We start from the raw sequence: 25,478 nt of genomic DNA, 5'->3' as shown, positions 1-25,478 counted from the left end.
CCGCCTGCACGAGAACGAAAGGGGGCCATGGTGAGCCACGAAGCCGTGAGCTGGGCGCTCCACGATGCCCCGATGCCCGTGACCGAGAAGGGCAAGACCGACAGCACCGCGCGTCTGGTGCTGATCGAGCTGGCCGAGCACGCCGCGGTGGACGGCCGGAACAGTTTCCCTTCGGTGCTGCACATCCGTTACGCGACCGGGCTGGACGAGCGGACGATCCAGCGCGCCCTGCGGCGGTTGGAAGAGGCTGGCCTGGTCCAGCGGGACGGCGTGGCGCGCAACGGGTGCACGCGGTGGAAGCTGCATTTGTCGGTGACGCGTCCGAATACGGATTGGGTGTTCCTGGAGGCCGAGGCGGAGGAGGCGAAGCGGCGGCAGACGGCGGCGCGTGCGGCGCGTCGTGCGCGGTCGGCGGCCGCCGCTGTGTCCGGGACGCGGAATGCCGGACACGATCCCTTGTCCGGCACGGAGAATCCCGGACACGAGCGGTTGTCCGGGACGGAGAGTGCTGGACAAGCTACGGATGTCCGGGACGCAGAGTGCGTTGTCCGGGACGCAGAATCCCGGCGTCCGGCACTCTGCGTCCCGGCGTCCGGCACGCAGAATCCCGGCGTCCGGCACGGAACGCCACCCGAACCATCAGTTAACCCTCAGGAACCACCAGGAACCGTCACCGGGGGCCACGCTGCCCCCCGGACCCCCTTGCGACGAGACGACCCGCAAGCGGGCCGTCTCAACGATCAAGCGAACTCACCGTCCGAAGTGGACCCGTCCGAAACCGGTTTGGGAACGCAACCCACCACCGCGCGCGTGCGCTGTCTGCACGGCCTGTCCGCGCACACCGACCCCGCCACCGGAGAACCCACCTGCCCGCTTTGCCGACGAGCCCTGGAGGCGTCGTGAGCAACCTCGACCGCACCGGCGAGCCGATCGAGCCCGGCGAGCACCAGTGCGACAACGGGTTCCTCGACCGCGACGCCGATCCGCCGCTGCGCCCGTGCCTGATCTGCCGCCCGCAGCTGTCGCGCGACAACCGCCGCCGCGCGCTGCTCGATGCCGACCAGCTCCGCCAGGAGCCCCGAAACCCCGAAGGAGACCCGGATGCCTGAACAACCCGAGAACGCCAGCGAGCGGCCGAGCCAGCCCGGCGGAACGGCTAGCTTCGGCGAAATCGTCCGGGCCCTGACCGACGGATTCAACGCTGCCTCGATCGAGCTGGGCAGTGAGCTGCGGCAACTGCTGCGTGGCATGGGTTTGGTCGGACCGGACCTTTCCGCCAGCGAGCGGCCTAATGCGGGCGCGGAAACGGCACGCCGAGACGAGGGTCGGCACACCGCCAGGTACTCGCCGGACGAAGCGACCTACGACGAGCGCCGTGCCTATTCGCACGGCTACACCAACGGGCTCGACGCAGGGAGCGAGCTTCCCTACGACCACCCGCTGCTCGAAACCCAACGGCAGGACTGGGAGGCCGAAAGCGACGTCCGGCAGCGTGCCGCGTCGTGGTGGGAAGCAGCGAAGACGTACAACCGGGCGTGGAAGGGGCGGAAAGCGCTAGACGAGTCGCGCGAGTGGCTCCACCGCGAAACGCAGCGCCAGTGCGACGCGGTACAGCTGCACCTCGGCCCGCTCTACAACGACGACCACCATTCGTGGTCGGTTGAGACGCTGGCGCAGAAGGCCGCCGCCGACATCACGAGCGGCGTGAAGCGGGAAACCTCGATCGACTCAGGTTCCCTCGGTGCCATGGCGCGGATCATCGTGCGGGCTGGTGAGGTGGAGCGCGAACTCAAAGCCGAGCGCGCCTGCGCCGAGGCTGCGGAGGCGCAGCTGTCGGAGATGAACCGGATGATCGGCGAGGCCAACGACCGCGCGCTCCGGGCCCTGCGCGGGCGTGACGAGTCTGAAGATCAGCTCACTCAGGCGCACAACACGTTGCGCGAACGCACCATCGAGCGTGACGAGGCCCGAGCGAAGCTCGACCAGGTGCGCGCGGTGCTGGCTCGCTGGGACTCGACGACCGTCGCGGTCGACCTCCTCGACGAGATCGCCGATGCTGTTGCGTCCCCCGCGCCCGTCACGGACCGCGAGGAACCGGCGCGGGAGGTGGATCCGCTCGACGAGGTCGCGCGGGTCATCGGCGACGTAACCGGGCTCGGCGTCACCAAGGAGGCATGGGATCACCTGGCGGACACCGACGCTTCCGGCATCGCCCGGGCGCTCGCCGCGGCTGGTCTCCTCGCCCGCATCGAATACCGCGAGGCCCCGTCGCCCTGGGACTCCGTCGCCGACTCCTACCGCATCAGCGAAGACCACGAGGAACCGGCCGGCGAGACGAAGCCGGACGCAGAGGCCGACCGGTGAAGCCGCCGTTTGCTTACTTCGGCGGGAAGACGCGGCTGGCTGAGCAGATCGCGGCCGCGTTCCCGGCGCACGAGCACTACGTCGAGCCTTTCGGCGGATCCCTCGCCGTGTTGCTGGCCAAGCCGCGGAGTCGGATGGAAACCGTCAACGACATCGACGGCGACCTGATGACGTTCTGGAGGGTGCTGCGCGAGCAGCCTGAGGAGCTGGCAAGAGTCTGTGCGCTCACTCCGCACGCGCGCGCCGAGTTCCTCGAGGCCTACGCGGCAGGCCTCGAGGTCCCCGACGAAGTGGAACGTGCTCGCCGCGTGTGGGTGCGGCTGTCCCAGTCCCGTACTGGGACACTGCTGCGCACCGGGTGGCGTCACTACGTCGACCCGGCCGGTTCGAGCGCGTCCATGCCCGGATACCTTGCCGGATACGTCGACCGGATGGCCCCGGCGGCGGCACGCCTGGCCGGTGTTTCGCTCGAGTGTCAGCCTGCGCTGGAGCTGATCGCCCGTTACGGCCAGAGCCCGAACGTCATGCTCTACGTCGACCCGCCGTACCTCGGCAGCACCCGGTACTCCGGCGGCTACCGGCACGAGATGAAAACCGAGGTCGAGCACCGCGACCTCGCCGCTGTACTCCGCGCCTGCAAAGCCGCGGTCGTGCTGTCCGGCTACGACTCGCCGCTCTACGAAGAGCTGTACGCAGGTTGGCACGTGACCCGTATCGACACCATGACCGGGCAAGGCGGCACCCGGCAGGGACGCACCGAAGTGCTGTGGTCCAACCGAACCCCGGCACCAACCCTGTTCGACGAGGCGAGCTTCGATGCCGCACGCAAGGAAACCGAGGTGCAAGCCCAATGACCGACGCCGACACCCCGCGCGTGCCGAACTTCTGGTGGTGCCCGACGCATCACCTGTACAGGGGAGGCGACGAACGCCCGTGCGCCGACGCCGTCAAGCTCGGCGACGTCAAGGTACTGCGCAAGTTGCTGCAGCGTGCCGCGCGCCTGATCCAGGAAGCAGCCGAAGGTCTGGAGTCCGCAAACGCACCGGCCGATATGGAACGTGCGTGGCTCGCCGACTGGAGTGCGCTCGCCCTCCTCGACCGCGAGCCGGTCCGCGAGGAACCGAACTCCCAGCGAACTCCCAGTTCGCCCCAGACTGGGAGTTCAGCCCCGCGCACGCTGCTCGGCTGGACCGTGCCCGACCACGTGACAACTCGGGAAGACGAGGAAGACCTCAACCAGATCGTCCTCGAATGCTGGCAGTGCGATCCATGGCCGTACGCCATCATCAAACGTACCGATCACGAGGCAGTGCAGGACTTCCTCCGCAACCACGCTCACGGCCAGGTCGTCGAGCACCAGCCGGAGGAGGCCGACCGTGGCTGAGGACTGGCGAGACGACGTCGACGACGAATGGTTCGAGGACTGGGACGACGACCGGCCACCACCGAAGCTGGAGCCGGATTGCTACGCCTGCAACGACCACGGCTGCCGCTCGTGTGATCCGCCCCGTTGGCAGGTGTGGTGGTGGCAGAACGTCAGCCGCCGCGTCTCCAACGTCAAGCTCCGCCGCGCTGCCCGCCGCGGCGTCAACCCCGACGAACCGCCGTTTTGAGGAGGCTCACCATGCAGCAACCCTTGTGCAGCAACCGAGACGACGGCGAGTGCCCGAACTTCGCGCTCAACGGCACCCCGAACTGCCTGCAGCACACCGAAGAAACCGGGCTCTGGGACCCGGTCGACATCGGCTATCGGCCCGGCGGCCTGGCTTCCGTGCCGACACCGCTCCAGATGTTCGCGACTGCGCTTCGCGGCTTCGAGCAATCGCTCCGCTCCGCCACCGAAGCGGTCCGCCAGTTCGACACCGTCATCAAGCCAACGGGGGAGAGCCAACCATGACCGACGTTCTGAGCCTCCTGGACCACGTCGTCCACCGCACCGCCGTCACCCGCCACCCGGGCGCGATCGGCACGAAAACCGGGTACGCCAGCGCGCCCCCGATCGACCTCGACGCGCTCGAACTCCGCGACCAGCTCCGGTACGCCGCCGGCCGCGAATACCTCGACCTGGAGGAGGAAGCGCTGCACCTGATCGAACGACCGGCCCGTGTCCCGCTCGGGCTGTGCGCGTGCGGGAACCCGGTGCACTGCGAGTTCGACCGGGTTTCGGCCGAATGCCGGGAGTGCGGCGATTGGCTTTCCCGCGCGGACGCCGTCGCCGCGGCCCGCCGCTACGTCGAGAACACCTGGCTGCTGCCCGCCGACATCGAGCACGAGACCCGCGGCTGGGGCACGCCGGTGCGCGCGGCCCGCGTCCGGCTGTGGCGGCACCGCGGCCAGATCACCCCGGACGAGCACGGCCGCTACTGTCTCGCCGACGTCCTCGCCATACTCGACCTGCACGCCGCCCACGCAGCCTGAGGAGCGCCACTGTGGACCACGACCCCCAGATCACGTTCCTGCGTGCACGGATCGCCGAAGCCGAGCAGCGTGCTCGCGCCTGCGGCCCGGTTCCGTGGGTCGACACCGTGCCCTGCGCGGTCCATGTCGACCCGGCAGCGATCCGGGACAACAAGCTGGCCTACGGTCATCTCGGCTACGTCGCGGGGACGCACCGGGGCGAACTCGGCGACGCCTACCGCGCGCACATCGCACACTTCAGCCCGAAGCGGATGCTCGACGAGATCAACGCCAAACGGCAGATCATCGAGCACTGCGTCGAGACCATCGCGTCGCTCGACCCCGGCGAACCGGCGGACCGTGCATCGATCACGGACCTGACCGTTCCGCTGCGCCTGCTCGCCCTTCCAGACGCCGATCACCCGGACTACCGCGAGGAGTGGCGACTGTGATCGCGATTGTCCTGTCGATCGTTGTTGTTCTGCTGGTAGTGGCGATTTTCGGGTTCTATCTCGTCATCCCGTGGATGAACTGGAACGACATGGAGCGACGAGCAGGGTTGCGGAAGCCGCGACGACGCGATCGAAAACCCAGTTAGGCCAGCTTGACAGGCCCCTGTCGATCATGCGATGTTTCAAGACGTCGCCGAGCTATGCCCTCGGCAGACCCTGAACCACCAGGAACCCCACCGCACACCCCCTCGGCGGTGGGGTTCCGTCGTATCCCCGGCAGGTGCCGGACAGAGCCCGGTACAGCCCTCGGTCACAGCACCGTCCACGGGCACGACGCGGAGGGCACCCATCGACTCCACTTAATCGAATACGCACTGCGGAAAGGCGGCACCCTCATGCCCTCATCGCGCGCCTCCATCGACTTCGGCCGCCCCGCCACCCTCGACGAACTCATCGCCGCCCTGCAGCAGCTGCGCGCCAAGGCGGGAGGCCATGCCGAGCCCCGCTTCACCAGCGCGATCGAGTTCGACACCAACGGCCCCCGCGTCACCGGCGTCAACGTCGAGGTCCCCGACAGCGGGCCGGTGATCGAGGCACCGCAGTGAAGCGCCACACCGTCCGCGAGCGGGACGGCCGCTGGATCACAACACGCCAGGGCTACGGCTTCCGCACAGCACCGGTCGTCACCGTGCACAGCAGCTGGCGCAACGCCATCCGCGCCACCGAACCACGCCCCGGCGACGGCAACACCTACATCGAGTCACGCTCGCAACCCGACCTCACCTACCGCATCGGCGACGACGAGTGGTGACCATGCAGCACATCCACGCCTTCACCCGTCCCCGCTGGAACGGCATGGGCTACACGCACCACTGCCGATGCGGCACACCACGACCGGAGGAACCCGTGTCTTACCCCGTGTCATACCGCGACAACGACTTCGTCCGCTTCGCGCTGATCATGCTTCGCCGCGCCGGTGGAGAGATCCGCCTCAGCGACACCGAGATAGTCGACGCGACCATGGTGGAAGACGGCTACCTCGTCGAGGCGCACCGCGACGAACAGTCCTTCGAGACAGTCCTGCGAATGAGGAAGAAGCCCGCCGAGGAGTGCGGCCGATGCCGAGGCGAACGCGACGAGCACACGCCAGCGACCGAACGCAACGCCCGCAACTGGCCGCGCTGCGCGAACTGTGCAGCGCGCGACCGAGCCGAAGACGACGAGGCTGACCGACGCCTACGTACACAGCACAACGGCCGCTGCGGTGCGCTCGGCCCAGACCTAGGCGGTGATGCTCGGATGCTCTGCTACCTCCGCGGCGGACACCTCGGCATGCACGAGACCCAGGACGGCATCTCGTTCACCAACGGCGGCATGGTCCATCTCAACTCGACCGCGACTACGCACAGCGACGAAACGCGGCGATGATCAACCCCAGGGGGCGTTACCTACCCCACCCCATTGCCTGGTCCAACGGAGGTCATGCCGCCTCCGGGGCTGTACGGGTTTGGAACTCACGGGAGTTGGTGACTGAGCATGAGGCTTGAGGTTGGGGGCGGGTCGGTGATCGGCGTGGATGTCGAGGTCGGGCGGCGGATGCTGGTGCAGGGCGCGCGGTGGCGGGGCCTGCGGCCGGTGCGCGAGGTCGCGCGGGTGTCGGGTCGGCCGATCCGGGTGCTGGCGGTGGTGCACGGGTTCCCGCCGGGGTTGTCGGCGGGCAGCGAGCGGATGGTGGAGCATCTGCTGCGGTCGCTTCCGGCGGCCGAGTTCGAGACGGGGGTGCTGTCGTTCGGGTTGCGGGACGCGGCGGACGCTCCGGCCCGGTACGAGTACCGCGGGCTGCAGGTGCGTCGGGGGTTTATGGCTCCGTTCGCGCCGGATGTGATCGTGGCGCATCACGCGATGGCGGTGCGGGTGCTGCCGTCGCTGGCGGAGGAGTTCCCGGGCGCTGCGGTGGTGCTGGTGCACCACAACGACCGGTTCGACATCCCGGAAATGCTGGCCGCGGACCGGGATCTGGACGTGTCGAACACGGAGTGGGTGCGGGAATCGCTGGGGCTGGGCGGGATCGTGGTGCACCCGCCGCTGCTGCCGGGCCTGCACGAGGTCGAAGCCACCGGGGACGCGGTCACGCTCGTGAACCTGTCGGCGGACAAGGGCGGTCACCTGTTCCACGGGCTGGCCGCGCAAATGCCGAATACCCCGTTCCTGGGCGTCGAGGGCGCGCACGGCGAGCAGCTGCCGTCGCCGGGCATGCCGAACGTGGTGCGGATCCCGACCGTGCAGGACATGCGCGAGGTGTGGAAGCGGACGCGGGTGCTGCTGGTCCCGAGCGCGTACGAGTCGTACGGGATGGTCGCGGCCGAGGCGTGCGTGAACGGCATCCCGGTGATCGCGGCATCGACGCCCGGACTGCGCGAGTGCCTGGGCGACGCGGGGATCTTCCTCGACCGGCGGTATCCGGAGGTGTGGGCGGACGTGCTGCATCTGCTGCTCACCGACGAGGACGCGTACCGGGAGCGGTCGGAGCGGGTGCGGCTGCGGGGTGCCGAGCTGGCCGTGCAGACCACTGTGGAAGCTGGCGTGTTCGCCGAGGCGCTGCGGAAGCTGGTGACGTGATGCGGGGCCCTGTGCCGAAGCGGAGCGACCAGCGGCGCCGGAGGAACAAACCGGAGGTGCCGATCGAGTCGCTGTCCGGCGGCGAGCCCGCGGAGTGGGGCGAACCGCTCGACGCGTGGCATCCGCTCGCCGCGGAGGTGTACCGGTCGGTCGCGGCGTCGCCGGTGGCGAAGTGGATGACCGCGACGGACGTCGCGTACGCGAAAGTCGTCTGCCAGGTCCTCACCGACCAGCTCAACCGGGACGGCGGGGCGGTCGCGAACGCGCTGTCCCCGATTTTCTCGGCGCTGAACGACCTTCTGATGACCGAAGGGGCGCGGCGGCGGCTGCGGATCGAACTCGCACGCGACGACGACGGCGACGAGGCCGAGGTGTTCGACATCGAGGCCGTGGTGAACCAAATGAACGCGGGGTAGGTCCCCGCCCAGTGCGGGAGGCTGGATGCTGCCCCCAGGAGCCACCCGGAAACCCGGGTCGACCGGGTACACGTGGGTGAAGAAGGCGGACGGCGGGTGGCTGCTGCCGAGGGACCTCGGCTATTCCGAGGCGGTCGGGCTGTCGGCGTTGAAGTTCGCGCACGAGGACCTGGTGCTCGACGGGAAGCCGATGCGGCTTTCGCCTGAGCAGATCCGGCAGATCCTGTGGACCTGCGCGGTCGACCCCGTGACCCTCAGGTTCGTCTACCCGGTGTCGGTGCTGGTGCGGATCAAGGGCGCGGGCAAGGACTTGATCCAGGCCGTGCTGTCGCTGCACGAACTCGTCGGCCTGTGCCGTCCGGCGCGGCTCAAGGATGGCCGGGTCGGGGTCACACGGCAGCCGAACCCCTGGGTCATCGTCACCTCCACGAGCTTGGAGGCGACCGCGACGACGACGAAGTACTTCAAGGAGATCACCCCGGAATCGACGGTCGAAAAGTACGGCATCGACATCAAAAAGGAGATCACCTACACCGTGGCAGGTGGCCGGCTGGAGGCGGTGACCGCGCAGCCGCGGCGGATCGAGGGCAACCGGCCGACGTTCATTTCCGGTTCCGAGCTGGGTCTGTGGGTCCCTTCGCAGGGCGGCCCGGAACTGTTGGAGGCCGCGGAGGGCGGCGCGTCGAAGATCCCGAACACGCGGCTGGTGGGCAGCTCGAACGCCTACGCATCCGGCCAGGGCAGCGCGCTGGAGCTGATCCACAAGGACTACGAGGCACAGGAAGAGGGCCGCGCGCCCGCCGAAGCGCTGCGGATCAACTACGACCAGCTCGGCGCACCGTTCGCGGACCCGTCCGATGTGGAATCGCTGCGCGCCGGGATCGAGCACGCCCGCGGCGACGCGGTGTGGCTCGACGTGGACCGGAAACTCGCCGTGTCGGTGTCCAAACGCACCAGCATCGCGCGGACGATGCGGTTCGAGCTGTGCGTGAACTCCGCGGCCGACGACGCCCTCTACGACGAGGTGCAGATCAAGGCATGCGAGGACGAAACGCTCCGGCTGGAGCCGCGCGACAGGGTAGCGCTCGGGTCGGACTTTTCCCTGAGCGACGACGCTTCGGGTCTGGTGGCGATGCGGATCCGGGACCGGGCGGTGTTCCGTCTCGCGCTCGCCGAACGGCCGCTGAAAGTGCGGCCGGAGGACTGGGAAGTCGACATGGGCATCTTCGACCTCGCGATCGAGAAGGCGTTCTCGGAGCTGCGGGTGGTGGCGTGGTTCTCCGACGTGAACCCGGTGCAGGGGCACGTCGAGAAGTGGACGAAGGAGTACGGCCGGAAGCTCCGGGTCGGTTTCACGAAGGACAGCGTCATCGGCGCAGACATGCGCGGGTCGCAACGTCGGTTCACGCTCGCGCACGAGTCGCTGCAGGCCGGGATTGAAAACGCCGAGGTGCGTCTCGACGGCGACACCGCGATGAAGCGGCACTTCCTGAACGCCTTCGGCCGGCCGAACCGGTACGGCATGAGCTTCGGGAAACGGACCCGGGACTCGCCGGACAAGGTCGACCTGTACGCGGCGACGCTGCTCGCGGACATGGCGCGCACCGAGTTCCTGCGTGCCACGCCGCCGGCGGCGAAGACGCGGCGGAGGCGCAGCACCTACTCTGGGAAGCGGTAAATGGCCCGGGTGGCCCTGATGTCAAGGGGCCAGGATGTCACGGGACACGCTCGAAAACGTTCTCGCGGTGAACGAGCAGAAAACCGCCAAATACCAGGCGTACGCGCGCGCGGAGCAGACGTGGCGGAACACGTCGCCGATGATCCCGCCGGAGCACCGGATCTCGTTCTACACGCCGCAGCCGTGGGTTCGCCTGGCCTGCGGCGTGATCGAGGAGCGCATAACTCTGGACGCGGTGACCGCGTTCGGCAAGGACGGCACTGAGGACGAGAAGGCGACCGCGTACCTGCGTGGCGTGCTGAAGGCCAACGGCGGCGACGAGTTCGTGTCGAGCGTGCACATCGAGGCGCTGGAGACCGGACGCAGCTACGTCGTCCCCTCGTCGTCCGAGCGGGTCGACGGGTACCCGGTGCTGCAGATGATCGGTGCTGCGGACATGGTGCACGCGATCAATCCGCTGACGGGCGAGATCGCCGAGGCGCTGCAGGTGTACGGGGCCCAGCGCGAGAAGCGGGCCTACTACACGCCCGGCAACGCCCAGTACCTGAAGAAGGTGAACGGCCAGTGGATCGCCGACCGGGAACCGGTGACGTGGCCGGGGATGCCGGTGTTCGACTTCCTCTGCCGCCGCAAGGCGAACGACCCGTTCGGGCGGCCGGAGGCGAAGGACATTTTCAAGCTGCAGGACGCAGGAACCCGGGTGACTTCGGACCTGGTGTGGACCTCGTCGTCGATGGCCGCGCCCCAGCGCGTCATCTCCGGCACCACGCTGGAGGATTTCGCGCCGCCGAAGCTCGACCCGGAGACCGGCGAACCGATCCAGCAGGAAGACGACCTCACCGGCGAGATGGTCGACGTCCCGGACATCGCGAACGCGCCGGACCCGGACGCGCTCTACACGTCCCGGATGCTGCTGCTCGGCGACGCCGCGGCGAAGATCGCCGAGTTCCAGGCGGCGAACCTGCAGAACTTCACCACCGGCATGAACATGCTTACCCGCAACGCGTCGGCGCTGTCCGGCATCCCGGTGTCGGTGTTCGCGGTTGCCTCCGACGCCAACCCGGCGTCCGGCGACTCGCAGCGCGAGGACAACGGCCGCCTGATCACCCGCTCGGAGCGGTTGCGGCAGGGTTTCCAGCCGCGGTGGATCGCACTGTTCGAGTACCTGGCCGCGCGCGCCGGGTTCACGGTCACGGTGCGGCTGCGGTGGCGGGATGCGTCGCTGCCGAACACCGCGGCCGCCGCCGACGCCGCGGTGAAGCTGGCACCGGTGCAGGTCGACGGGAAACCGTTGCTGACGCTGAACTTCCTGCGCCGCCTGCTCGGATTGACGCAAGACGACATCGACGAGATGGACGACGAGACCGAGCTGCGCGGCATCACCGGCATGGTGAACGACGCGGTCAACGAAGCGCAGCGCAACAACCCGGCGGCCTGATGTGGCGCGGCGACTCGACGACACCTACCGGGCGCAGGCGACGCTGACGCGGCGCTTGGTGGACGCGATCGTTCCCATCCTGGTGCCGTTCATCGGCTCCACCGCCCCGGCCAAAGCGTTGGCGCAGCTGCTGTTCCCCGAAGTCGTGAAGTCTCGGCGGCTGCACCAGGCGCTGGCCGTCGACGACTACCGGAAGCTGCGGCGCGACGCCGGGATCACCGGGGAACCGCCGGCGGCGTCGATCCGCGACTACACGCCCGACGCGCTCGTGACGGTGATCGAGGACGTCCGCGCCGACGAAGACCCGGTCACGCAGGAACACGTCGAGCAGATCATCGGGCGCGCGGACCAGCACGCCCGCAACGCGCATCGGAATCAGACCAGGGCCTCGACGTTCGCCGACAACCAGGCCATCGGGTGGGCGCGTGTCGACCCGGAACCGCCCACCTGCCCGCTGTGCCGACTGACCATCTCGCGCGGACCGGTGTACAAGACGGCGGAAACCGCGCAGGAGAAGGACATCTTCCACCCGGGCTGCACCTGCATCGTGGTGCCCGCGTTCAAAGGGCAGCGCACCAGCTATCCGGGCAGTGAGCACGCTGCCGCCGAGCTGGAGCGGTACAAGACGCTCACGAAGGGCCTGTCGGGGAAGGCGGCAATGCGCGCCTACACGCGCGGCGTGCGCGAACTCAACGGCGAAGTGAAGCCCCGAACATCGGCCCCGCCGGACGGCGAACAGCGTGCCGCGCAGGTCCGCGCGCAGGCCGAGAACAACCGCAAAGCCGTCGAGGCCCGGATCCGGACCCTCGAAGGGATGAACCCCAAGTCCGCCAGCGCGAAAGCCTACGTGGCCAAGCAGCTGGAGGTTGACCGCAAGAAGCTCGCCGAGCTGGATGCCTGAAGGAGAAACCCGTGCCCGACCGCGACAACGAGATCGACCTGAGCACGCTGGAGGAACCGGTCCGCGCCTACATCAAGGAGCTTCGCGGGGAGAACGCGAAGCACCGCGCGGCGAAGAACACGGTTGCCGCCGAGCGCGACGAACTGGCCAAGAAGTACGAGGAAGCCGGGCAGCTGCTGCAGTCCGCGAACGAGCGGCTGACCCAGTTCGACGCGTTCAAGGAGAAGGCGACGAAGCTGGACGCGCTCACCGACGACCACGAAAAGCTGCTCACGGAGAACTCCGTGCTCGGCGACAAACTGACGCGGCTCGAAGCGGCTGCGAAATTCGGAATCGCCGACGAAGCGGACCGGATCAAGGGAACTACCAAGGAAGAGCTGGAGAAGGACGCTGAGGCGTTGGCCAAGCGGCTCGGCGGACGAGGGTTGCCGATGAACCCGGCGGCCGGTTTCACCCCGCCGCCGCCGAACGAGGACCCGCTCGTGCAGGCGTTGCGCGACGCGGTCGGCGGCTGACGCGCTATTCTTTCCGCAGACCACTATTCGCCCCTGCTGATCCGGGGCTCTGTGAGCCGGGTGCTCGACGATCCCCACGGATTCCGAGGAGCACCCCATGGTCACCTCTCTCGCGCAGTTCCAGCTCACCCCGCAGCAGGTTGAGCCGATCATCAAGACCGCCCGCAACTACTCGGCGATCATGCAGCTGGGCAAGCAGATCCCCATCAACGTGATGGGCGCGAAGATCCCTGTCCTCAATGGACAGACCACCGCGACGATCGTCGGCGAGAACCAGGTCAAGCCGAAGTACGACCCGCAAATCGGGTTCCAGTTCGTGCAGCGCAGCAAGTTCGCGCTGATCTCCGTCCTGTCGATGGAGGCCGCGCGGGAGGACCCGTTCGGGCTGGTGAACCTCGTCAAGGACGAGATGGGCGGCGCGTTCGCCCGCGCCATCGACGTCATGGGCATCTACGGCGGCGTGTCCGGCCAGGGCTACATCAACCAGACCTCCACGTCGGTGGAACTGGGATCGGCCGCGCAGAACGCCGGCGGCACTTACCGGGACATCGTTTCGGGTCTGGCGCTGCAGGCCGGCAAGAACCCGCCGCGGCAGACCACCGGGTACCTGTGGGACCAGAAGGCGGAGCCGACGCTGCTCGCGTCGGTGGACCTGCAGGGCCGCCCGCTGTGGGTGGACGCGTGGACCGGCGAGAACGCCGCGTTCCACGGCACCCCGGGCCGGATGCTCGGCCGCCCCGCCTACCAGGTTCCGCAGATCGCGCAGGGCGCCGACATGGGCTGGGCTGGCGACTGGTCCAAGGTGGTGTGGGGCGTGTACAAGGCCCCGAACTTCCGGGTCGTCACCGACACCGCCTACACCGACTCCACGGGAAAGCTGGTGTCGACCACCGAGCTGAACCAGATCCTGGTGATCGGCGAGTTCGAGGGCACCGCCGCGTGCACCGACCCGGACGCGTTCGTGCGGTTCACCGACGCGACCGCCCCGGTCGTCACCAGCTGACCCCGGTTGGCCCGCCCGCGAACGGGGGGCGGGCCAACCCCTGGCTTTGGAGGGTTCCCTTGCCCCGCTACACACTTCCCGGCGGTTCCACCGTCGACTGCCCGGACGACATCGGCCGCGCACTCGGCGGCACACCATCCGCTGAGTCCACAGAGGACGCCGAAACCGGCGAGCAGACGGAAGCACCACCCAAGCGCGCGACGCGCACGCGGTCCAAGCCGAAGGAGGAATGATGGTCGACGCGGGCGACGTGCGGGAGCGGGTCGGCCGCGACCTCACGCCCAGCGAGAAATCCCGTGTCGAGGCGTACATCGAGGACGCGGTCGCCGAGGCCGAACGGCTCGTGCCGGGTGTGTCCGCGGACGCGGGCCGGGCGAAGCTGTTCACCAAGGCGGTGTGCGCGGCGGTCCTGCGGGCCGCGCGTCTCCCGGACGCGCTCAACGCGCTCGTGCCGTCCGACGAGATCAGCACTACCCCGACGCCGATCAACGCGCAAGGCCAGGTGTACTTCCGGCGCGACGAACAGCGGGACCTCGGCTACAAGCCGAACCGTGCGCTCCGGCTCACGCCGAGCCCTGTCCGGACGGTCCGGAGGTACTGGTGAAGCACAAGACCCTGCCGAACCTCGAACGCGTCGTCGCGCACTCCGCGGAAGTCGAGCAGGTGCTCGGCGACGAGGCGTACGGGGTGCTGGTCGCCGCGCGCGGCAACCTCGCCCGCCACCACCGCACCGGCAAGACCCGCGTCACCCAGACCAAGGGACGCGTCGACCACTACGTGAACCTCGACGCCGGTTCGCTCGAAGCGAGCCTCAGCATCGAGGAAGGGCATGTGAACGCCCGCACCGGCGAATGGGTCGAGGGGCTGCACATTCTCCGCGACGCGCTGCGGGGTGCCTGATGCCGACGCATCTGAACCCGGTCGACGTGGTCGTCGCGTTGCTCGACGCGTCCGGTGTGGACGCTTCGGACCGCTACGACAGCACCGCGATGTCCGTCCCCGCCGGCCGCGTCATCGTGGCGGAGGCCCCGGGCCGGGTGCCGCATCCGGCGTACGCGTCGCGGTGCACGCTCAAACTCACCGGCTGGCACGTCGAGGGCTGGCGGGCCGCGCGGGCCCTGCTGTACACGGCGATCGGGATCCTCGACACCGCCCGCGACACGGCCGCGACCACCGCGGCGGGCGGCGGTATCCACAAGTTCACGGTCACGTCGTCGCCGGCCCGCGCCGACGTGGCGAACATGGCGTCCGGCAGCGGGCGCGCGACGTGCATCATGGATGCGACCTTCACGACCGCCGAGAAGTGGTCGGCGTAGCCCGGGTGGCTCTCCCCCAGTTTCCGAGTCTTGAGAGGACACCCGCGATGACGTTGCGCGACGAGGGCTACTTCATTCCGCAGAGCCTGCACGTGTACCAGGCGGCACCGGGCACGCCGCCGCCGACGCCGGAGCAGATCGCGCCCGGCGGCACGCTTCCGGCCGTGTGGAAAGAGATCGCCCACGTGGCCGACGAAACCGGCGACGGCGGAATCCAGCTGACCCGCGACGGCGGCGACCGCACCCCGAAGGGGTCGATGGCCAAGAAGACGATCCGGGTCGTCACCGCGGCGGTGGTGACCGGGTTCGAGCTGGACTTCACCCAGATCACCCGCGAAACCCTCGCGCTGTACCACGGCACCCAGGGCGGGACCGTGGACGGCGTGTTCGGCGTGGCCGACGGCGAGGACAGCAACGACACGGTCACCGCGTTCCTCGCTGTGTGGACCGACGGCGCGGTGTCACTCGGCCTGCACGCGCCCAAGAACTCGTGGGCAGCCCGGGACAACATCGACACCAGCAGCACCGAGGACGCGACCCGTGTCCCGGTCGTCGGCACGTTCATCAGCCCCGACCTCGTCGGCGGGGTGCGGCCGAAGAAGTTCAACTGGATCAGCCCGCAGCTGTTCCCGCTTTCCTGACCCCCGATCACCCCGGGCGCGCGGAGTCGTGGCCGCCGCCCGGGGCCCCACGACAACGAAAGAGGTTCCGCGATGACCGCACTCTCCGCATACCGTGCCAAAGCCGCCGAGGAACACCCCGGCGTCCCGCTGGAGTTCGACAACGGCACCTCCGTGATGCTGCGCAGCATGGTGATGCTCGACAAAGTCGAGCTGGAGCTTTTCCGGTCCCGGTTCCGGGCCTTCGGCAAGATCGACCAGGACACCGCCGACGAGTCAGCGTTCGAGGACGTGCGTTCCTCCCTGATCGACACCATCGCTGACGTCACCGACAACCCCGAGGTCGCACGCGCCGGACTCGACAACGAGTCGATCGGCGTGCTGATGGCGATCGTCAAGGACCTCGGATCGTCCTCCGAGGAGGCCGCCAAAAGCGACGGAAGTGCTGCGCTGCCTGGAACTGGAGGGACCGCTGACGGCGGACTTCCGCCGGTTTTACCAGCTGCGGCTCCTGGAAGCGGTGACGACGCTGCCGGAACAGGAACTGCTGGACTTGATCGGGTGGCTGCCTCCTGATTCCGCGTACTTCACCGTGCGGCGGGTGAAAGGCGACATCCGGAAGGCCCGCCAGGTGCTGGGCTGGAACGTGGACAGCGAGATGCTGCAGGCGATCCGGCAGGACTTGCAGGACAACACGTTCACCACCGCGCAAGTCCAGTCCCCGCGCCGGTTGCCGACACCGAAACCGGCTCCGCACCCGGTGGACAAACCGAAACGCTCCACGACGTCGGCGCTGGCAATCGGGCTGGCGGTGACACAGCAGATGAGACAGGGCCAGGTGCCCGCACCGTAACGAACGGGGCGCACCCATGGCCGTCGTTGACGTCGCATCGGTGAAGTTCACGCCGGACCTGTCGGAGTTGCGGCGTGAACTCGACGCCGAGCTGAAGAACATCAAGGCCGAGGTTGTCGTCAACGTCCGCGCCGACACCAAACGCGGCATCGCGGAGATCGAAGCGTTCCTCCGCCGCGAGTCCGGCAAAACGATCCAGGCGAAGGTCGACGTCGACACCACGGGCGCGCTCGCCCAGATGAAAGCGTTCAGCATCGCCGCGGGGAAACTCGCGACGGTCAGCCCGAAATTCGGGCTGGAGAAGACGCTCGGCGCGGCCCAGGCTCTCGGCCCGGTGATGGCGAAGATCGGCGCAGCCGCGCTCGCGTCGGCAGCGTCGTCGGCGCTGATTCAGCCGGCACTCGCGGGTGCGGCGGGCGCGGCCGCGTTGATCCCGGCCGCGTTGATCGGCGGAATCGGGGCGATGGCCGCGATCAAGCTTGGCGCGGACGGGGCGAAGAAAGCGTTCGAGGGCCTCAAACCGACGATCGACACTCTCAAGTCGCAGGTCGGCGCGTCGTTCCAAAGCTCGCTCGCCCCCGCGGTCGACAACCTGAAGAAAGCGTTGCCGCAGCTGCACGTCGGGCTGCAGGCGATCGCGACCGCGATGGGCGGCGTCGCGACCAAAGCCACGCAGGTGCTGGCGTTCGGGCCGAACGCGGCGAAGGTCAACGGGATCTTCGTCGAGATGTCGAAGGTGATCCAAAACGTCGGCAACGCGGTGAAACCCGTGCTGCAGGGGTTCATCAACATCGGCGCGATCGCCGCGCCGATGCTGTCCCAGCTCACCACCGGCATCGGCGCGACGGCGCAGAAATTCAGCGCATGGACCGCGAGCGCCCAAGGCGCGGCCACCATCAAGAACGTCATCACCGGCATGGCGGACGCGTTCCGTCAGGTCGGCGCGATCCTCGTCCAGGTCGGCGGGATCGCGCAGGCCGTGTTCACGGGCATGAGCCAGGGCGGCGCCGGTCTCGGAGCGGTCGTTCTGCCGCTGCTGGCGAACATCAACGCGGCGCTGTCCTCGACGGCCGGGCAGGCGGCGCTGGGCGCGCTCGGTGCGGCGTTCGCGACGGTCGGGCAGGTGCTGGCGCAGACGGTCGTGCCGGTGCTGAACGCGATCCTGCCGGTGCTCCCGCAGGTGGCGGGGGCGTTCGCGTCGCTCGCGCAGGCGATGGGGCCGGTGCTGGTGTCCGCGGTGCAGGCGCTGGCTCCCGCGATCGGCCCGATCGCGGGCATCCTGAGCACGACGCTGGCGTCGGCGATCAACTCGCTGGCGCCGTTGTTCCCGCCGATCGTGTCCGCGCTGTCCGCGCTCGTGCAGGCGGCGGCGCCGCTGCTGCCGGTGCTGGTGCAGATCGCGACCGCGGCGCTCATGCCGCTGCTCGGGGCGCTCACCCCGCTGGTCCCGGTGCTGGGGCAGGTCGCGCAGGCCCTGGGGCAGGCGCTGCTCGCCGCGGTCCGGGCGCTCACGCCGATCCTGCCGGTCATCTCCTCGGCGATCACCGCGATCCTCGCCGCGGTGCAGCCGCTGATCCCCGTGATCGGCGGGTTGTTCGCGCAGGCGATCCGGCTGCTGGTGCCGATCGTGACGCAGCTGGTGCAGGCCCTCGTTCCGGTGGTGCAGGCGCTGATCCCGCCGCTGATGAGCATGGTTCCGGTGCTGAGCCAGTACATTTCGACCTTGGCGGGGTTCTGGTCTCAGCTGATCGCCGCGATCCTGCCGATCCTGCCGCCGATCACTCAGCTGATCGCGTCGCTGCTGCCGCCGCTGCTGCAGCTGTTCCAGGCCGTGATGGGCGCGATCCAGCCGCTCCTGCAGGCGTTCATCTCCCTGGTGCAGGCGATCGTCCCGATCCTGCCGCCGATCGTGCAGCTCGTCGGGGCGCTGCTGCCGCCGCTGATCCAGCTGTTCACCGCCGTCGTCGCACCGCTGATCCAGTTCGCCGGGGTCCTCATCGGCAGCGTCGTCAGCGCGATCTCGTCGGTGATCAAGTGGGTCACGGACCTGTTCTCGAGTTTCGCCAAAGCCGGCGGGGTGCTGGACACGGTGAAAGGCTGGTTCCGCGACGCGTGGGAGTTCATCAAAAGCGTGTGGTCGGGCGTCGGGAAGTTCTTCGGCGGCATCTGGGACGGCATCACCGCGGGGCTCAAAGGCGCCCTGAACTTCGCGATCAAACTGCTGAACGGGCTGATCTCGGCGGCGAACCACATCCCTTGGGTGAACATCCCCCAAATCCCGTACCTGGAGCGGGGCGGGACGGCGACCGCGGGCATGCCGCACATCGTCGGCGAGAACGGGCCGGAATTGTTCGTCCCCGGGCAGACCGGCCGTGTGGTCGACAACCGCAACACGATGGACGCCATCGGATCGGGCGGCCGGGGCGCGGACTACGGGGACCTGGTGGCCGCGTTCCGCGAGGCGATCGCGGGGATGCGGTTCTCGATCGACTCGAGCGGGCAGGCCCGGATCACGTCCGTGGGCTACGGCCAGAACCTCAACCGGTAGGGGGAAAGCGGTGCTCGAAGACCACTATTTCGGGACGCTGGCGGAAATCTCCGCGGGCACCGGGACGCTGCCGGTGGCCGACAGCTACAGCCGCCCCGCCGAGCGCGTCCAGTCGGTGTTCGCCGGCGCGACCGGCGCCAAGACGGTCAACGTCACCGGCGTGAAACGGGTCTGGGACCTCGGGTTCGACGACGCCGAACCCGAGGTCCGCCACCGCGTCGAGGGTTACTGGCTGGGGTACAAGGACAACACGTGGCTGCGGTTTTTCGAGGCGTACACGGTGAACATGCTCGACTTGCGCACGTCCACGGCGGGTGCGAGCCCGGGCGTGCGGCCGGTGTTCTCCACCCTCGGCAGCGGCCTCGGGCAGATCCTCACCGCGCCCGCGGCGGGCGTGCCGCGCCAGACCCGGCTCACCACGACCCTGACCAACGGCGCGACGGCCGCGCGCGAGGCCTCGGCCGGGTGGCCCGGCACGCTCTGCCCGGCGTTGGGCACGACGACGTTCTCCGTCTATCTGCGGGCTCCGTCCGGGGCGGCGGTGACGCTGTACTCGGCCGGCGCGGACGGGGAGGCGTTCGTCACGGGCACGCTCGGCGGCACCGACGTGCCGGCGTCGGGCGCGTGGCAGCGGGCGGCGGTCACCGTGACCCCGCCCGCGGGCACGGCCGCCCTGTACCCGGCGGTCTCCGTCCCGGCGTCCGGCCTGGTCGAGGTGGCGCACATGCAGACCGAACTCGGCCCGGAGGCGACGCCGTGGGTCGCGGGCACCGGCGCGCGCGTCGTGGTCTGCGAGGTGCCCGACGACGTGACGCTCTACCCGTACGACAACCTGACGCTGCGGCTGGCGGAGGTCTGATGCTGTCCACGGGCGACACGGCGAAAGACGCCGCCCTCGCGGACGCGTTGGCGTCGCGGCTGGGGGAGACCTACGCGCGGGTGATGATCGACTGGGCCAAGGACGGCAGCTACGGCTCCCGGTACGCGGACCTGTCCACCGCGGTCGCCGAGGTGTCGGTGGACCGGTCGTTCAACTCGAACCTCCCGGACGGCGTGAACGCGGTCGCCGGGTTCGCCTCCGCGCGGATGGACCTGACCCTCGGCGGAAACCAGGACCGCGGCACGTCGGTGCGGCGGCTGTTCGACCCCTACGACCCGCTGTCGCCGACCGCGAGCACGACCCTGGTCGGCACTCCGATCACGCTGGAGTGGGTGACCCGGACCGCGCTGGGGGACGCGGCGCTGCCCGGGTTCACCGGGCATGTCCAGTCCTACTCCTACCGCCGGGTCGACGGGACCGTGTCGCTGGTGTGCGTGGACAACTGGGTCGAGACCGGCGCATCGGTCACCCTCCCGCGCTGGGCCGTGGCCTCGACGTCCCCGACCTCGGCCTACGGCAACGGCCCGGACTGGAGCGGCGCGGAGAACCCGATCTCCGGCAAGTGGGTGCTGCACGAGGTGCTGCGCCAGCTCGGGGCGCCGATGCTGCGGGTCCCGCGCCCGGACGCGGTGTCGTACCAGTCGATGATCGGGTCCCCGCTCCCGAGCTACGGCCTGGGCCGGGTCGACAACTGGTATCAGCTCCGCTCGAACATCAGCACCCAGCCCTGGCAGTACGGGTCGACCGGGGTCCCGGCGCTGGAGGAGTTCGGCGGGAACACCGCGGCCTACGGGCAGGAACGGCTCCCGGTCGACAAGATGGTGCGCACCGCGTCGGTGAACCTGCACACCGCGAACCGGCAGGTGTTCCTCCCGCAGAACGCCGGGGACCCGGCGCAGGAGATCGGGTTCGTGGCGAACTGGTACCGCGCCAACGCCGCGGGCGCGGACCCGGTCTGGCGCCACCGGTTCTACCTGGAGGATTTCCGGCTGGGCGAGCAGCCCTACGTCTCGGCAACGGTCTACGAGGACCCGGTTTACCAGTGCGCGCAGATCGCGATCGCGGGGTACACGGACGGCACGATCCAGGTCTACGTCCGCGAGAACTGGGCATCGGGCTATCAGCGTTCCTGGACCTGGACCACCCCGACCTCGACCGCGATGCCGGTCAACATCAGCGATCTGGGCCGCCCGCACGAGATCTGGGTGAAGGTCCGGTTCGCGGCCGGGGGCGTGATCCCGGAGGTGCGGTTCAACGGCGTCGTCCAGGCGCTCACGCCGGGTTCGGGGAACTCGCCCTCGGACCAGGGCGTCCGGTACCGGGACGTGCCGACCGCGGACATCAACAACGCGACCAACGGCGGACCCCCGCGCAAGAAGCGCGGCAACGTGGTGCAAACCGACCTGGCGTCGGACAACGCGACCGAATTCCCGTACCTGTTCGCGGCCGAATGGTTCGCGCCCGCGGCCGGGGTCACGGCCGGTTATCAGGCGAAGCCCGCGTTCCCGGTGCAGGCCAACGGAAAACCGTACTGCCGGTACCTGACCCAGTATTACGACTACCACGCGGACGGGTGGCTGCACTATCTGCCGGAGGTCTCCGGCCGGGAAGGCTGGGAAGTCCTCAAGAACTACGTCGAGGGCATCCGCGGCCTGATGTGGAAGGACGAGCACGGGGCCCTCAACATCGGGGACGCGACCCTGGGGCAGCTGCCCGCGATCCGCCCCGGTGCCCAGACCGAAGACCTCACCCTGGACTCGTTCGCGGACATCACGGTCAACCCGAGTTCCGACAACCGCCGGAACAAGGTCATCGTCAACGGCGCGTTCCGCGGTTCCGGTTTCAACTGGGTGTACCGGCAGCAGAGCGCGCGGGACAAGTACACGCCCGCGAACACGGCCCTGAACGCGACGCTGTCGCTCCCGGCCGAAGCCGTCATGGTGAACTCGCGGATCGCCGCGGACACGCCGCCCGCGAACGAGCAGGACATCGACATCATGACCGGGCACTGCTCCGCGGTGAACACCTACGATTTCACCGCGGACAACACCCAGTTCCAGGTGGACTCTCAGGTCACCGACGATCCGCGGTTCTTCAAAATCCTCTGGGCCAACCTGCAGAACTCCAACGACAACTACACGGGTTCCTACCCGGGCGGGAACCAAGGATATTTCCTGGTGTCGGGCCGCGTGCTCTCCGAAGCGCAGCCCATTCAGGGCGTCCAGTCCGATGCGGCGTCGATCGCCGAGATCGGCGCTCGGGTCCTGTCGCTGGACACCACCGACTGGATCCAGAACGCGCTGGCCGCCAACGCGATCGCCAAGGCGCTGCTCGGCGCACTGTCCGCCCCGGCGCCGATCGTGGACGACCTCGAAGTCCCCGCGAACCCGCGGCGGCAGGTGTTCGACGTGGTCCGGCTCGCCACCCAGCGCGACAACGAACCCGGCGCCGAATTGTTCGCGCAGGTGCTGTCGAAAACGACGCGATGGTCCGCGAGCGAGTACACCGACACGCTGAAACTGCGGGCGCTCGGCACGCCGGGAGCCGGGGTGTGGGACGCCGCGGTGTGGGATTCTGACCAGTGGAGCTGACGGTGAGCCAGGTGCTCGGCAACGAGACTACGTGGAGGCGCCAGTGACGCTCACCAACCCGCCCGCCATGCCCGTGCCGGGAAGCCAGATCACCGTCAACGGCGTCGGTTCCGTGCCCGCGTTCGGGAAACCGGTGGTCGACTCCCTCGCCGAACTCGACGCCCGCACCTCCGACCCCGCGACCGGAAACAGCGCGCTCGGCGTCCGCGTGACCGCGGCGGAATCCGGAAAGGTCCCGACCGCCCGGACCGTCACCGGGGCGAACGGGCTGCAAGGCGGCGGGGACCTCTCCGCCGACCGGGCGATCAGCCCGCTCTACGGGACCGACGCCGGCACCGTCGCCGAAGGAAACGACGCCCGGATCACGATCACCCAGGACGCGACCAAGGGCAACAACGCCCTCCACACCCGGGTCGCCGCCCTCGAAAACGGCAAGCCCGACGCCTACGCCACCCGGGTCGTGCTCGCCGCGGACCAGGCCAACACCGCCAACGCCGGCTACTACAAAGTCGCGTGGCCGGACCCGGAGCGGAACACCGGCTTCGCCTGGAACCCGGCCAAGGACGCGTTCACCGTCCCGGCGACAGGCTGGTACAGCATGGGCCTGTCCATGCGGTTCGACGGCACGGCCGCGCCCGCGGCGGCCAACAGCGAACGCGCGGCGTGGGTGTCGCTCGCCTCGGACCCGAACGCGGCCCGGCTGGTGTGGGCCTCGAACACCGGCATCCCGCGGCCGGGCGAGTGGCCGAAAACGAGCGACGCGCAGCCGGTCTACCTGACCGCGGGCACCGAGCTGAGCGTGTGGACCTACCAGAACTCCGGCGGGGACCTGAACCTCAAATCCTTCGCCGCGGCCTGCGCGCTCAACGTCGTGTACCTCGGAAACTGAGCGATCCCGTGACATCGGCACTCGCGACCGTCTCGCCGAAACTGTTCGCCTACTGGGCCACCGGCGCAGGCGCCAAGAAGTGGATGTTCTCCCCGCACCCGTGGACGGCGCTGCGGGACGCGCTGATCAAAGCCGGGGTGCCCGCACGCGAAGCACCCGGTTTGGCGACCAGCATCATGCGGTCCACCCCGCAGGGCAGAGCGCTGTTCAAGGCTCACCACGGCGGGACACGGTGACCGCGTGGCGGGCCGCGCCGCTGCCGCCGGACTGGGCCGAGCGGCGCGCGGCCTGTCTCGAACGCGACGAATACCGCTGCCGCCATACTTATTCCGACGGCACCCGGTGTGCCGAAACCACGCGGCTCGAGGCCGACCACATCGGCGATCGCGACGACCACCGCATCGAGATGCTGCGCACCAAATGCACGTGGCACCACCGCCGCCGCACCGCCGCCCAAGGCGGCCAGGCCGCCGCCGCGAAACGCCGCCGCCGGTCACGCCACCAGCACCCCGCCGACCGACACCGGGGAACGTGACCATGACCACGACCATGACTGTCCACTGTGCACGGAAGGAGGACCGATGGCCCAGCCCGGCGACGTCGTCATCACCACGCGAGAACTGTACGACGAAGTACGCGCCGTCCACGACGAGGTGAAAGGCGTCCGCAACGAGCTGAAACACACCGTCGGGCCGACGCTGAGCGACCACGAGGCCAGAATCCGCGCGCTCGAACGGAAAGTGTGGGCCGCCGCCGGCGCCGCCGCGGTCCTCGGCGGCGGAGTCGTCCAAGGCCTGCACTCGATCCTGGGAGGCTGACCCATGGCCACCGTGCTCGACTACTCCTCCGGCCGCCCCAGCGGTGCGGCCGTGGCCGACGCCGGCCACGCCGGCGTCGTCCGCTACATCGGCACCCCCGGCCGGACGAAGAACCTCACCCCCGCCGAGTACGCGGACATGGCCCGCAACGGCGTCGGGGTCGCGCTCGTCTACGAGAATCACGCAGGCGACGCCGCGGGCGGCTGCCCGGCCGGGGCGGCCGCCGCGCGCGCCGCCCGAGCCGACGCCGACGCCTGCGGGTTCCCCGCCGACCGGCCGATCTACTTCGCGATCGACTCCGACCAGGTCACCCCCGGCCAGTTCGCCGCGGTCATGGCCTACCTCGACGGCGCCGCGTCCGTCCTCGGCTACGACCGGACCGGCGTCTACGGCGAGTTCGACGTGATCGAGCAGGCCGTCGGCGAGCACGCCCGCTACGGCTGGCAGACCGCAGCCTGGTCCCGCGGCAAGCGGTCGGCGAAAGCCGCGCTCTACCAGCGGATCGGGACCGTCCGGGTGGGCGGCGTCGACTGCGACCTCAACGACGTGCTGGCCGAGGACTGGGGCCAGCACAACCACACCGCCCCGGCGGCATCCACAACGGAGGACGACATGGCAGTTGTTGCCGAACCGACGGACGACGACTTCGTTTCCGTCCCGTGCAACGGCAAACGGAACCTGTTCATCAGCACGCACTACGGCCGCCGGGTGCAGATCCTCGGCCTGTCCGGGATCTGCGACTCCGGCGCCGATCCCCAGTACAAGCCGATCCCGGCCGCGCAGTTCATCGACTCTGACAGGCCGGGAGCCATCGCGGTGCCCGACGGGGTCCGGTGCGTCAGCCTGCGGTACAAGGCCGACCACAAATTCACTGCGTGGTGCGCGTGACCGGCCAGCACGCCGACCCGATCGGCGCACCCGCCGCCTCCGAACCGGTCGCGATCGCCGAAGCCGTCCGGGGACTGCTCGTCGCGATCGTCGCCACCGGCTGGGCCGTCATCCCCGACACCACCATCAACATCATCGTGTCCGCGGCGGGCGTGCTCGGCTCGATCGCGTCCACGATCCTCGCCCGCCGCAAGGTCGTACCGCTCTCGAAACTCGACGCCCCACCTCCGCCCCGCCCGTAACCACAGGAACACGACAAGCCCCCCGCCGATCCGTCGGCGGGGGGCTTGTC

Annotated in this window: 35 protein-coding genes; all 35 read left to right on the top strand. The window is 69.3% G+C overall.

Annotation, left to right across the window (positions count from 1 at the left end; all coding sequences use genetic code 11):
• The first annotated feature begins 72 nt into the window (after positions 1-72).
• The 35 genes from SSMG_RS42390 (at position 73) to SSMG_RS14420 (ending at position 25,428) form a co-directional block, all read left to right on the top strand.
• Positions 73-903 carry a helix-turn-helix domain-containing protein gene (locus SSMG_RS42390; RefSeq protein WP_158688031.1) on the top strand — a complete coding sequence of 277 codons (831 nt, stop codon included), beginning with the start codon at positions 73-75 and terminating at the stop codon, positions 901-903.
• Complete coding sequence (locus SSMG_RS14575) at positions 900-1,109, top strand: hypothetical protein (RefSeq protein ID WP_009076969.1); 210 nt, start codon at positions 900-902, stop codon at positions 1,107-1,109. Before SSMG_RS42390 ends, SSMG_RS14575 begins: the two co-directional genes overlap by 4 nt.
• Positions 1,102-2,364, top strand: coding sequence for a hypothetical protein (locus SSMG_RS14570; protein ID WP_037713678.1), 1,263 nt, complete (start codon positions 1,102-1,104; stop codon positions 2,362-2,364). Before SSMG_RS14575 ends, SSMG_RS14570 begins: the two co-directional genes overlap by 8 nt.
• Positions 2,361-3,218: a DNA adenine methylase gene (locus tag SSMG_RS14565; protein WP_009076966.1), complete on the top strand. Its 858-nt coding sequence runs from the start codon at positions 2,361-2,363 to the stop codon at positions 3,216-3,218. Before SSMG_RS14570 ends, SSMG_RS14565 begins: the two co-directional genes overlap by 4 nt.
• The gene (locus SSMG_RS14560) at positions 3,215-3,748 is read left to right on the top strand and encodes a hypothetical protein (RefSeq protein WP_009076964.1); all 534 of its coding nucleotides are present in this window, start codon (positions 3,215-3,217) and stop codon (positions 3,746-3,748) included. The genes SSMG_RS14565 and SSMG_RS14560 overlap by 4 nt, the downstream gene beginning before the upstream one ends.
• Entirely contained in the window at positions 3,741-3,977 is a 237-nt protein-coding gene (locus SSMG_RS14555; protein ID WP_009076963.1) for a hypothetical protein, read from the top strand. Before SSMG_RS14560 ends, SSMG_RS14555 begins: the two co-directional genes overlap by 8 nt.
• An 11-nt stretch (positions 3,978-3,988) precedes the next feature.
• The gene (locus SSMG_RS14550; RefSeq protein ID WP_009076961.1) at positions 3,989-4,261 is read left to right on the top strand and encodes a hypothetical protein; all 273 of its coding nucleotides are present in this window, start codon (positions 3,989-3,991) and stop codon (positions 4,259-4,261) included.
• Positions 4,258-4,782 (top strand): hypothetical protein, encoded by a 525-nt coding sequence (locus tag SSMG_RS14545; protein WP_009076960.1) that lies wholly within the window; start codon positions 4,258-4,260, stop codon positions 4,780-4,782. The genes SSMG_RS14550 and SSMG_RS14545 overlap by 4 nt, the downstream gene beginning before the upstream one ends.
• An 11-nt stretch (positions 4,783-4,793) precedes the next feature.
• Entirely contained in the window at positions 4,794-5,213 is a 420-nt protein-coding gene (locus SSMG_RS42385) for a DUF6221 family protein (RefSeq protein ID WP_009076958.1), read from the top strand.
• 395 nt (positions 5,214-5,608) lie between these two features.
• The gene (locus SSMG_RS14535; RefSeq protein ID WP_009076956.1) at positions 5,609-5,818 is read left to right on the top strand and encodes a hypothetical protein; all 210 of its coding nucleotides are present in this window, start codon (positions 5,609-5,611) and stop codon (positions 5,816-5,818) included.
• Positions 5,815-6,024, top strand: coding sequence for a hypothetical protein (locus SSMG_RS14530; RefSeq protein ID WP_009076953.1), 210 nt, complete (start codon positions 5,815-5,817; stop codon positions 6,022-6,024). The genes SSMG_RS14535 and SSMG_RS14530 overlap by 4 nt, the downstream gene beginning before the upstream one ends.
• A 95-nt stretch (positions 6,025-6,119) precedes the next feature.
• A complete protein-coding gene (locus SSMG_RS14525) occupies positions 6,120-6,641 on the top strand; it encodes a hypothetical protein (RefSeq protein WP_158688030.1) in 522 nt (173 codons plus the stop codon).
• A 108-nt stretch (positions 6,642-6,749) separates the two neighbouring features.
• Entirely contained in the window at positions 6,750-7,832 is a 1,083-nt protein-coding gene (locus SSMG_RS14520) for a glycosyltransferase family 4 protein (RefSeq protein ID WP_009076950.1), read from the top strand.
• A 56-nt stretch (positions 7,833-7,888) separates the two neighbouring features.
• A complete protein-coding gene (locus tag SSMG_RS14515; protein WP_158688029.1) occupies positions 7,889-8,248 on the top strand; it encodes a hypothetical protein in 360 nt (119 codons plus the stop codon).
• Between the two features lie 25 nt (positions 8,249-8,273).
• The gene (locus SSMG_RS14510) at positions 8,274-9,926 is read left to right on the top strand and encodes a hypothetical protein (RefSeq protein WP_009076947.1); all 1,653 of its coding nucleotides are present in this window, start codon (positions 8,274-8,276) and stop codon (positions 9,924-9,926) included.
• Positions 9,927-9,960: 34 nt separating this feature from the next.
• Positions 9,961-11,364 carry a phage portal protein gene (locus tag SSMG_RS14505; protein ID WP_009076945.1) on the top strand — a complete coding sequence of 468 codons (1,404 nt, stop codon included), beginning with the start codon at positions 9,961-9,963 and terminating at the stop codon, positions 11,362-11,364.
• 1 nt (position 11,365) lies between these two features.
• Complete coding sequence (locus SSMG_RS14500) at positions 11,366-12,265, top strand: hypothetical protein (protein ID WP_009076944.1); 900 nt, start codon at positions 11,366-11,368, stop codon at positions 12,263-12,265.
• Positions 12,266-12,276: 11 nt separating this feature from the next.
• Positions 12,277-12,780 (top strand): hypothetical protein, encoded by a 504-nt coding sequence (locus SSMG_RS14495; protein ID WP_009076942.1) that lies wholly within the window; start codon positions 12,277-12,279, stop codon positions 12,778-12,780.
• Positions 12,781-12,877: 97 nt separating this feature from the next.
• Positions 12,878-13,783 (top strand): phage major capsid protein, encoded by a 906-nt coding sequence (locus SSMG_RS14490; protein WP_009076941.1) that lies wholly within the window; start codon positions 12,878-12,880, stop codon positions 13,781-13,783.
• Between the two features lie 59 nt (positions 13,784-13,842).
• Positions 13,843-14,016 (top strand): hypothetical protein, encoded by a 174-nt coding sequence (locus SSMG_RS45365; protein WP_158688028.1) that lies wholly within the window; start codon positions 13,843-13,845, stop codon positions 14,014-14,016.
• Positions 14,016-14,387 carry a hypothetical protein gene (locus SSMG_RS42380; RefSeq protein WP_009076939.1) on the top strand — a complete coding sequence of 124 codons (372 nt, stop codon included), beginning with the start codon at positions 14,016-14,018 and terminating at the stop codon, positions 14,385-14,387. The genes SSMG_RS45365 and SSMG_RS42380 overlap by 1 nt, the downstream gene beginning before the upstream one ends.
• Positions 14,384-14,683, top strand: a complete 300-nt coding sequence (locus SSMG_RS42375; RefSeq protein ID WP_009076936.1) for a DUF5403 family protein — start codon at positions 14,384-14,386, stop codon at positions 14,681-14,683. The genes SSMG_RS42380 and SSMG_RS42375 overlap by 4 nt, the downstream gene beginning before the upstream one ends.
• A complete protein-coding gene (locus tag SSMG_RS14480; protein ID WP_009076934.1) occupies positions 14,683-15,099 on the top strand; it encodes a hypothetical protein in 417 nt (138 codons plus the stop codon). Before SSMG_RS42375 ends, SSMG_RS14480 begins: the two co-directional genes overlap by 1 nt.
• A gap of 47 nt (positions 15,100-15,146) precedes the next feature.
• Entirely contained in the window at positions 15,147-15,740 is a 594-nt protein-coding gene (locus SSMG_RS14475; protein ID WP_009076932.1) for a hypothetical protein, read from the top strand.
• Between the two features lie 168 nt (positions 15,741-15,908).
• Positions 15,909-16,295: a hypothetical protein gene (locus tag SSMG_RS14470; protein ID WP_158688027.1), complete on the top strand. Its 387-nt coding sequence runs from the start codon at positions 15,909-15,911 to the stop codon at positions 16,293-16,295.
• Entirely contained in the window at positions 16,240-16,572 is a 333-nt protein-coding gene (locus SSMG_RS14465) for a hypothetical protein (RefSeq protein WP_009076929.1), read from the top strand. Before SSMG_RS14470 ends, SSMG_RS14465 begins: the two co-directional genes overlap by 56 nt.
• Positions 16,573-16,588: 16 nt before the next feature.
• Positions 16,589-19,120, top strand: a complete 2,532-nt coding sequence (locus SSMG_RS45360) for a hypothetical protein (protein WP_009076927.1) — start codon at positions 16,589-16,591, stop codon at positions 19,118-19,120.
• Positions 19,121-19,130: 10 nt separating this feature from the next.
• Complete coding sequence (locus tag SSMG_RS14455) at positions 19,131-19,979, top strand: hypothetical protein (RefSeq protein ID WP_037713670.1); 849 nt, start codon at positions 19,131-19,133, stop codon at positions 19,977-19,979.
• The gene (locus tag SSMG_RS14450) at positions 19,979-22,591 is read left to right on the top strand and encodes a hypothetical protein (protein ID WP_037713668.1); all 2,613 of its coding nucleotides are present in this window, start codon (positions 19,979-19,981) and stop codon (positions 22,589-22,591) included. The genes SSMG_RS14455 and SSMG_RS14450 overlap by 1 nt, the downstream gene beginning before the upstream one ends.
• Before the next feature lie 43 nt (positions 22,592-22,634).
• Positions 22,635-23,480, top strand: a complete 846-nt coding sequence (locus SSMG_RS14445; RefSeq protein ID WP_037713666.1) for a hypothetical protein — start codon at positions 22,635-22,637, stop codon at positions 23,478-23,480.
• An 8-nt stretch (positions 23,481-23,488) separates the two neighbouring features.
• The gene (locus SSMG_RS14440; RefSeq protein ID WP_009076921.1) at positions 23,489-23,716 is read left to right on the top strand and encodes a hypothetical protein; all 228 of its coding nucleotides are present in this window, start codon (positions 23,489-23,491) and stop codon (positions 23,714-23,716) included.
• Positions 23,713-24,015 carry a hypothetical protein gene (locus SSMG_RS14435; RefSeq protein WP_009076918.1) on the top strand — a complete coding sequence of 101 codons (303 nt, stop codon included), beginning with the start codon at positions 23,713-23,715 and terminating at the stop codon, positions 24,013-24,015. The genes SSMG_RS14440 and SSMG_RS14435 overlap by 4 nt, the downstream gene beginning before the upstream one ends.
• 46 nt (positions 24,016-24,061) lie before the next feature.
• Positions 24,062-24,298 carry a hypothetical protein gene (locus SSMG_RS14430; protein ID WP_009076917.1) on the top strand — a complete coding sequence of 79 codons (237 nt, stop codon included), beginning with the start codon at positions 24,062-24,064 and terminating at the stop codon, positions 24,296-24,298.
• Positions 24,299-24,301: 3 nt separating this feature from the next.
• The gene (locus tag SSMG_RS14425; protein ID WP_009076915.1) at positions 24,302-25,186 is read left to right on the top strand and encodes a glycoside hydrolase domain-containing protein; all 885 of its coding nucleotides are present in this window, start codon (positions 24,302-24,304) and stop codon (positions 25,184-25,186) included.
• Positions 25,174-25,428, top strand: a complete 255-nt coding sequence (locus SSMG_RS14420) for a hypothetical protein (RefSeq protein ID WP_037713663.1) — start codon at positions 25,174-25,176, stop codon at positions 25,426-25,428. The genes SSMG_RS14425 and SSMG_RS14420 overlap by 13 nt, the downstream gene beginning before the upstream one ends.
• Positions 25,429-25,478: the final 50 nt, after the last annotated feature.

It is taken from the genome of Streptomyces sp. AA4 (assembly GCF_000158875.1).
In the GTDB taxonomy this organism is placed as follows: Bacteria; Actinomycetota; Actinomycetes; order Mycobacteriales; family Pseudonocardiaceae; genus Amycolatopsis.
Note: the sequence above shows the minus strand (reverse complement) of the source record. Positions and strands in the feature narration are given on the sequence as shown.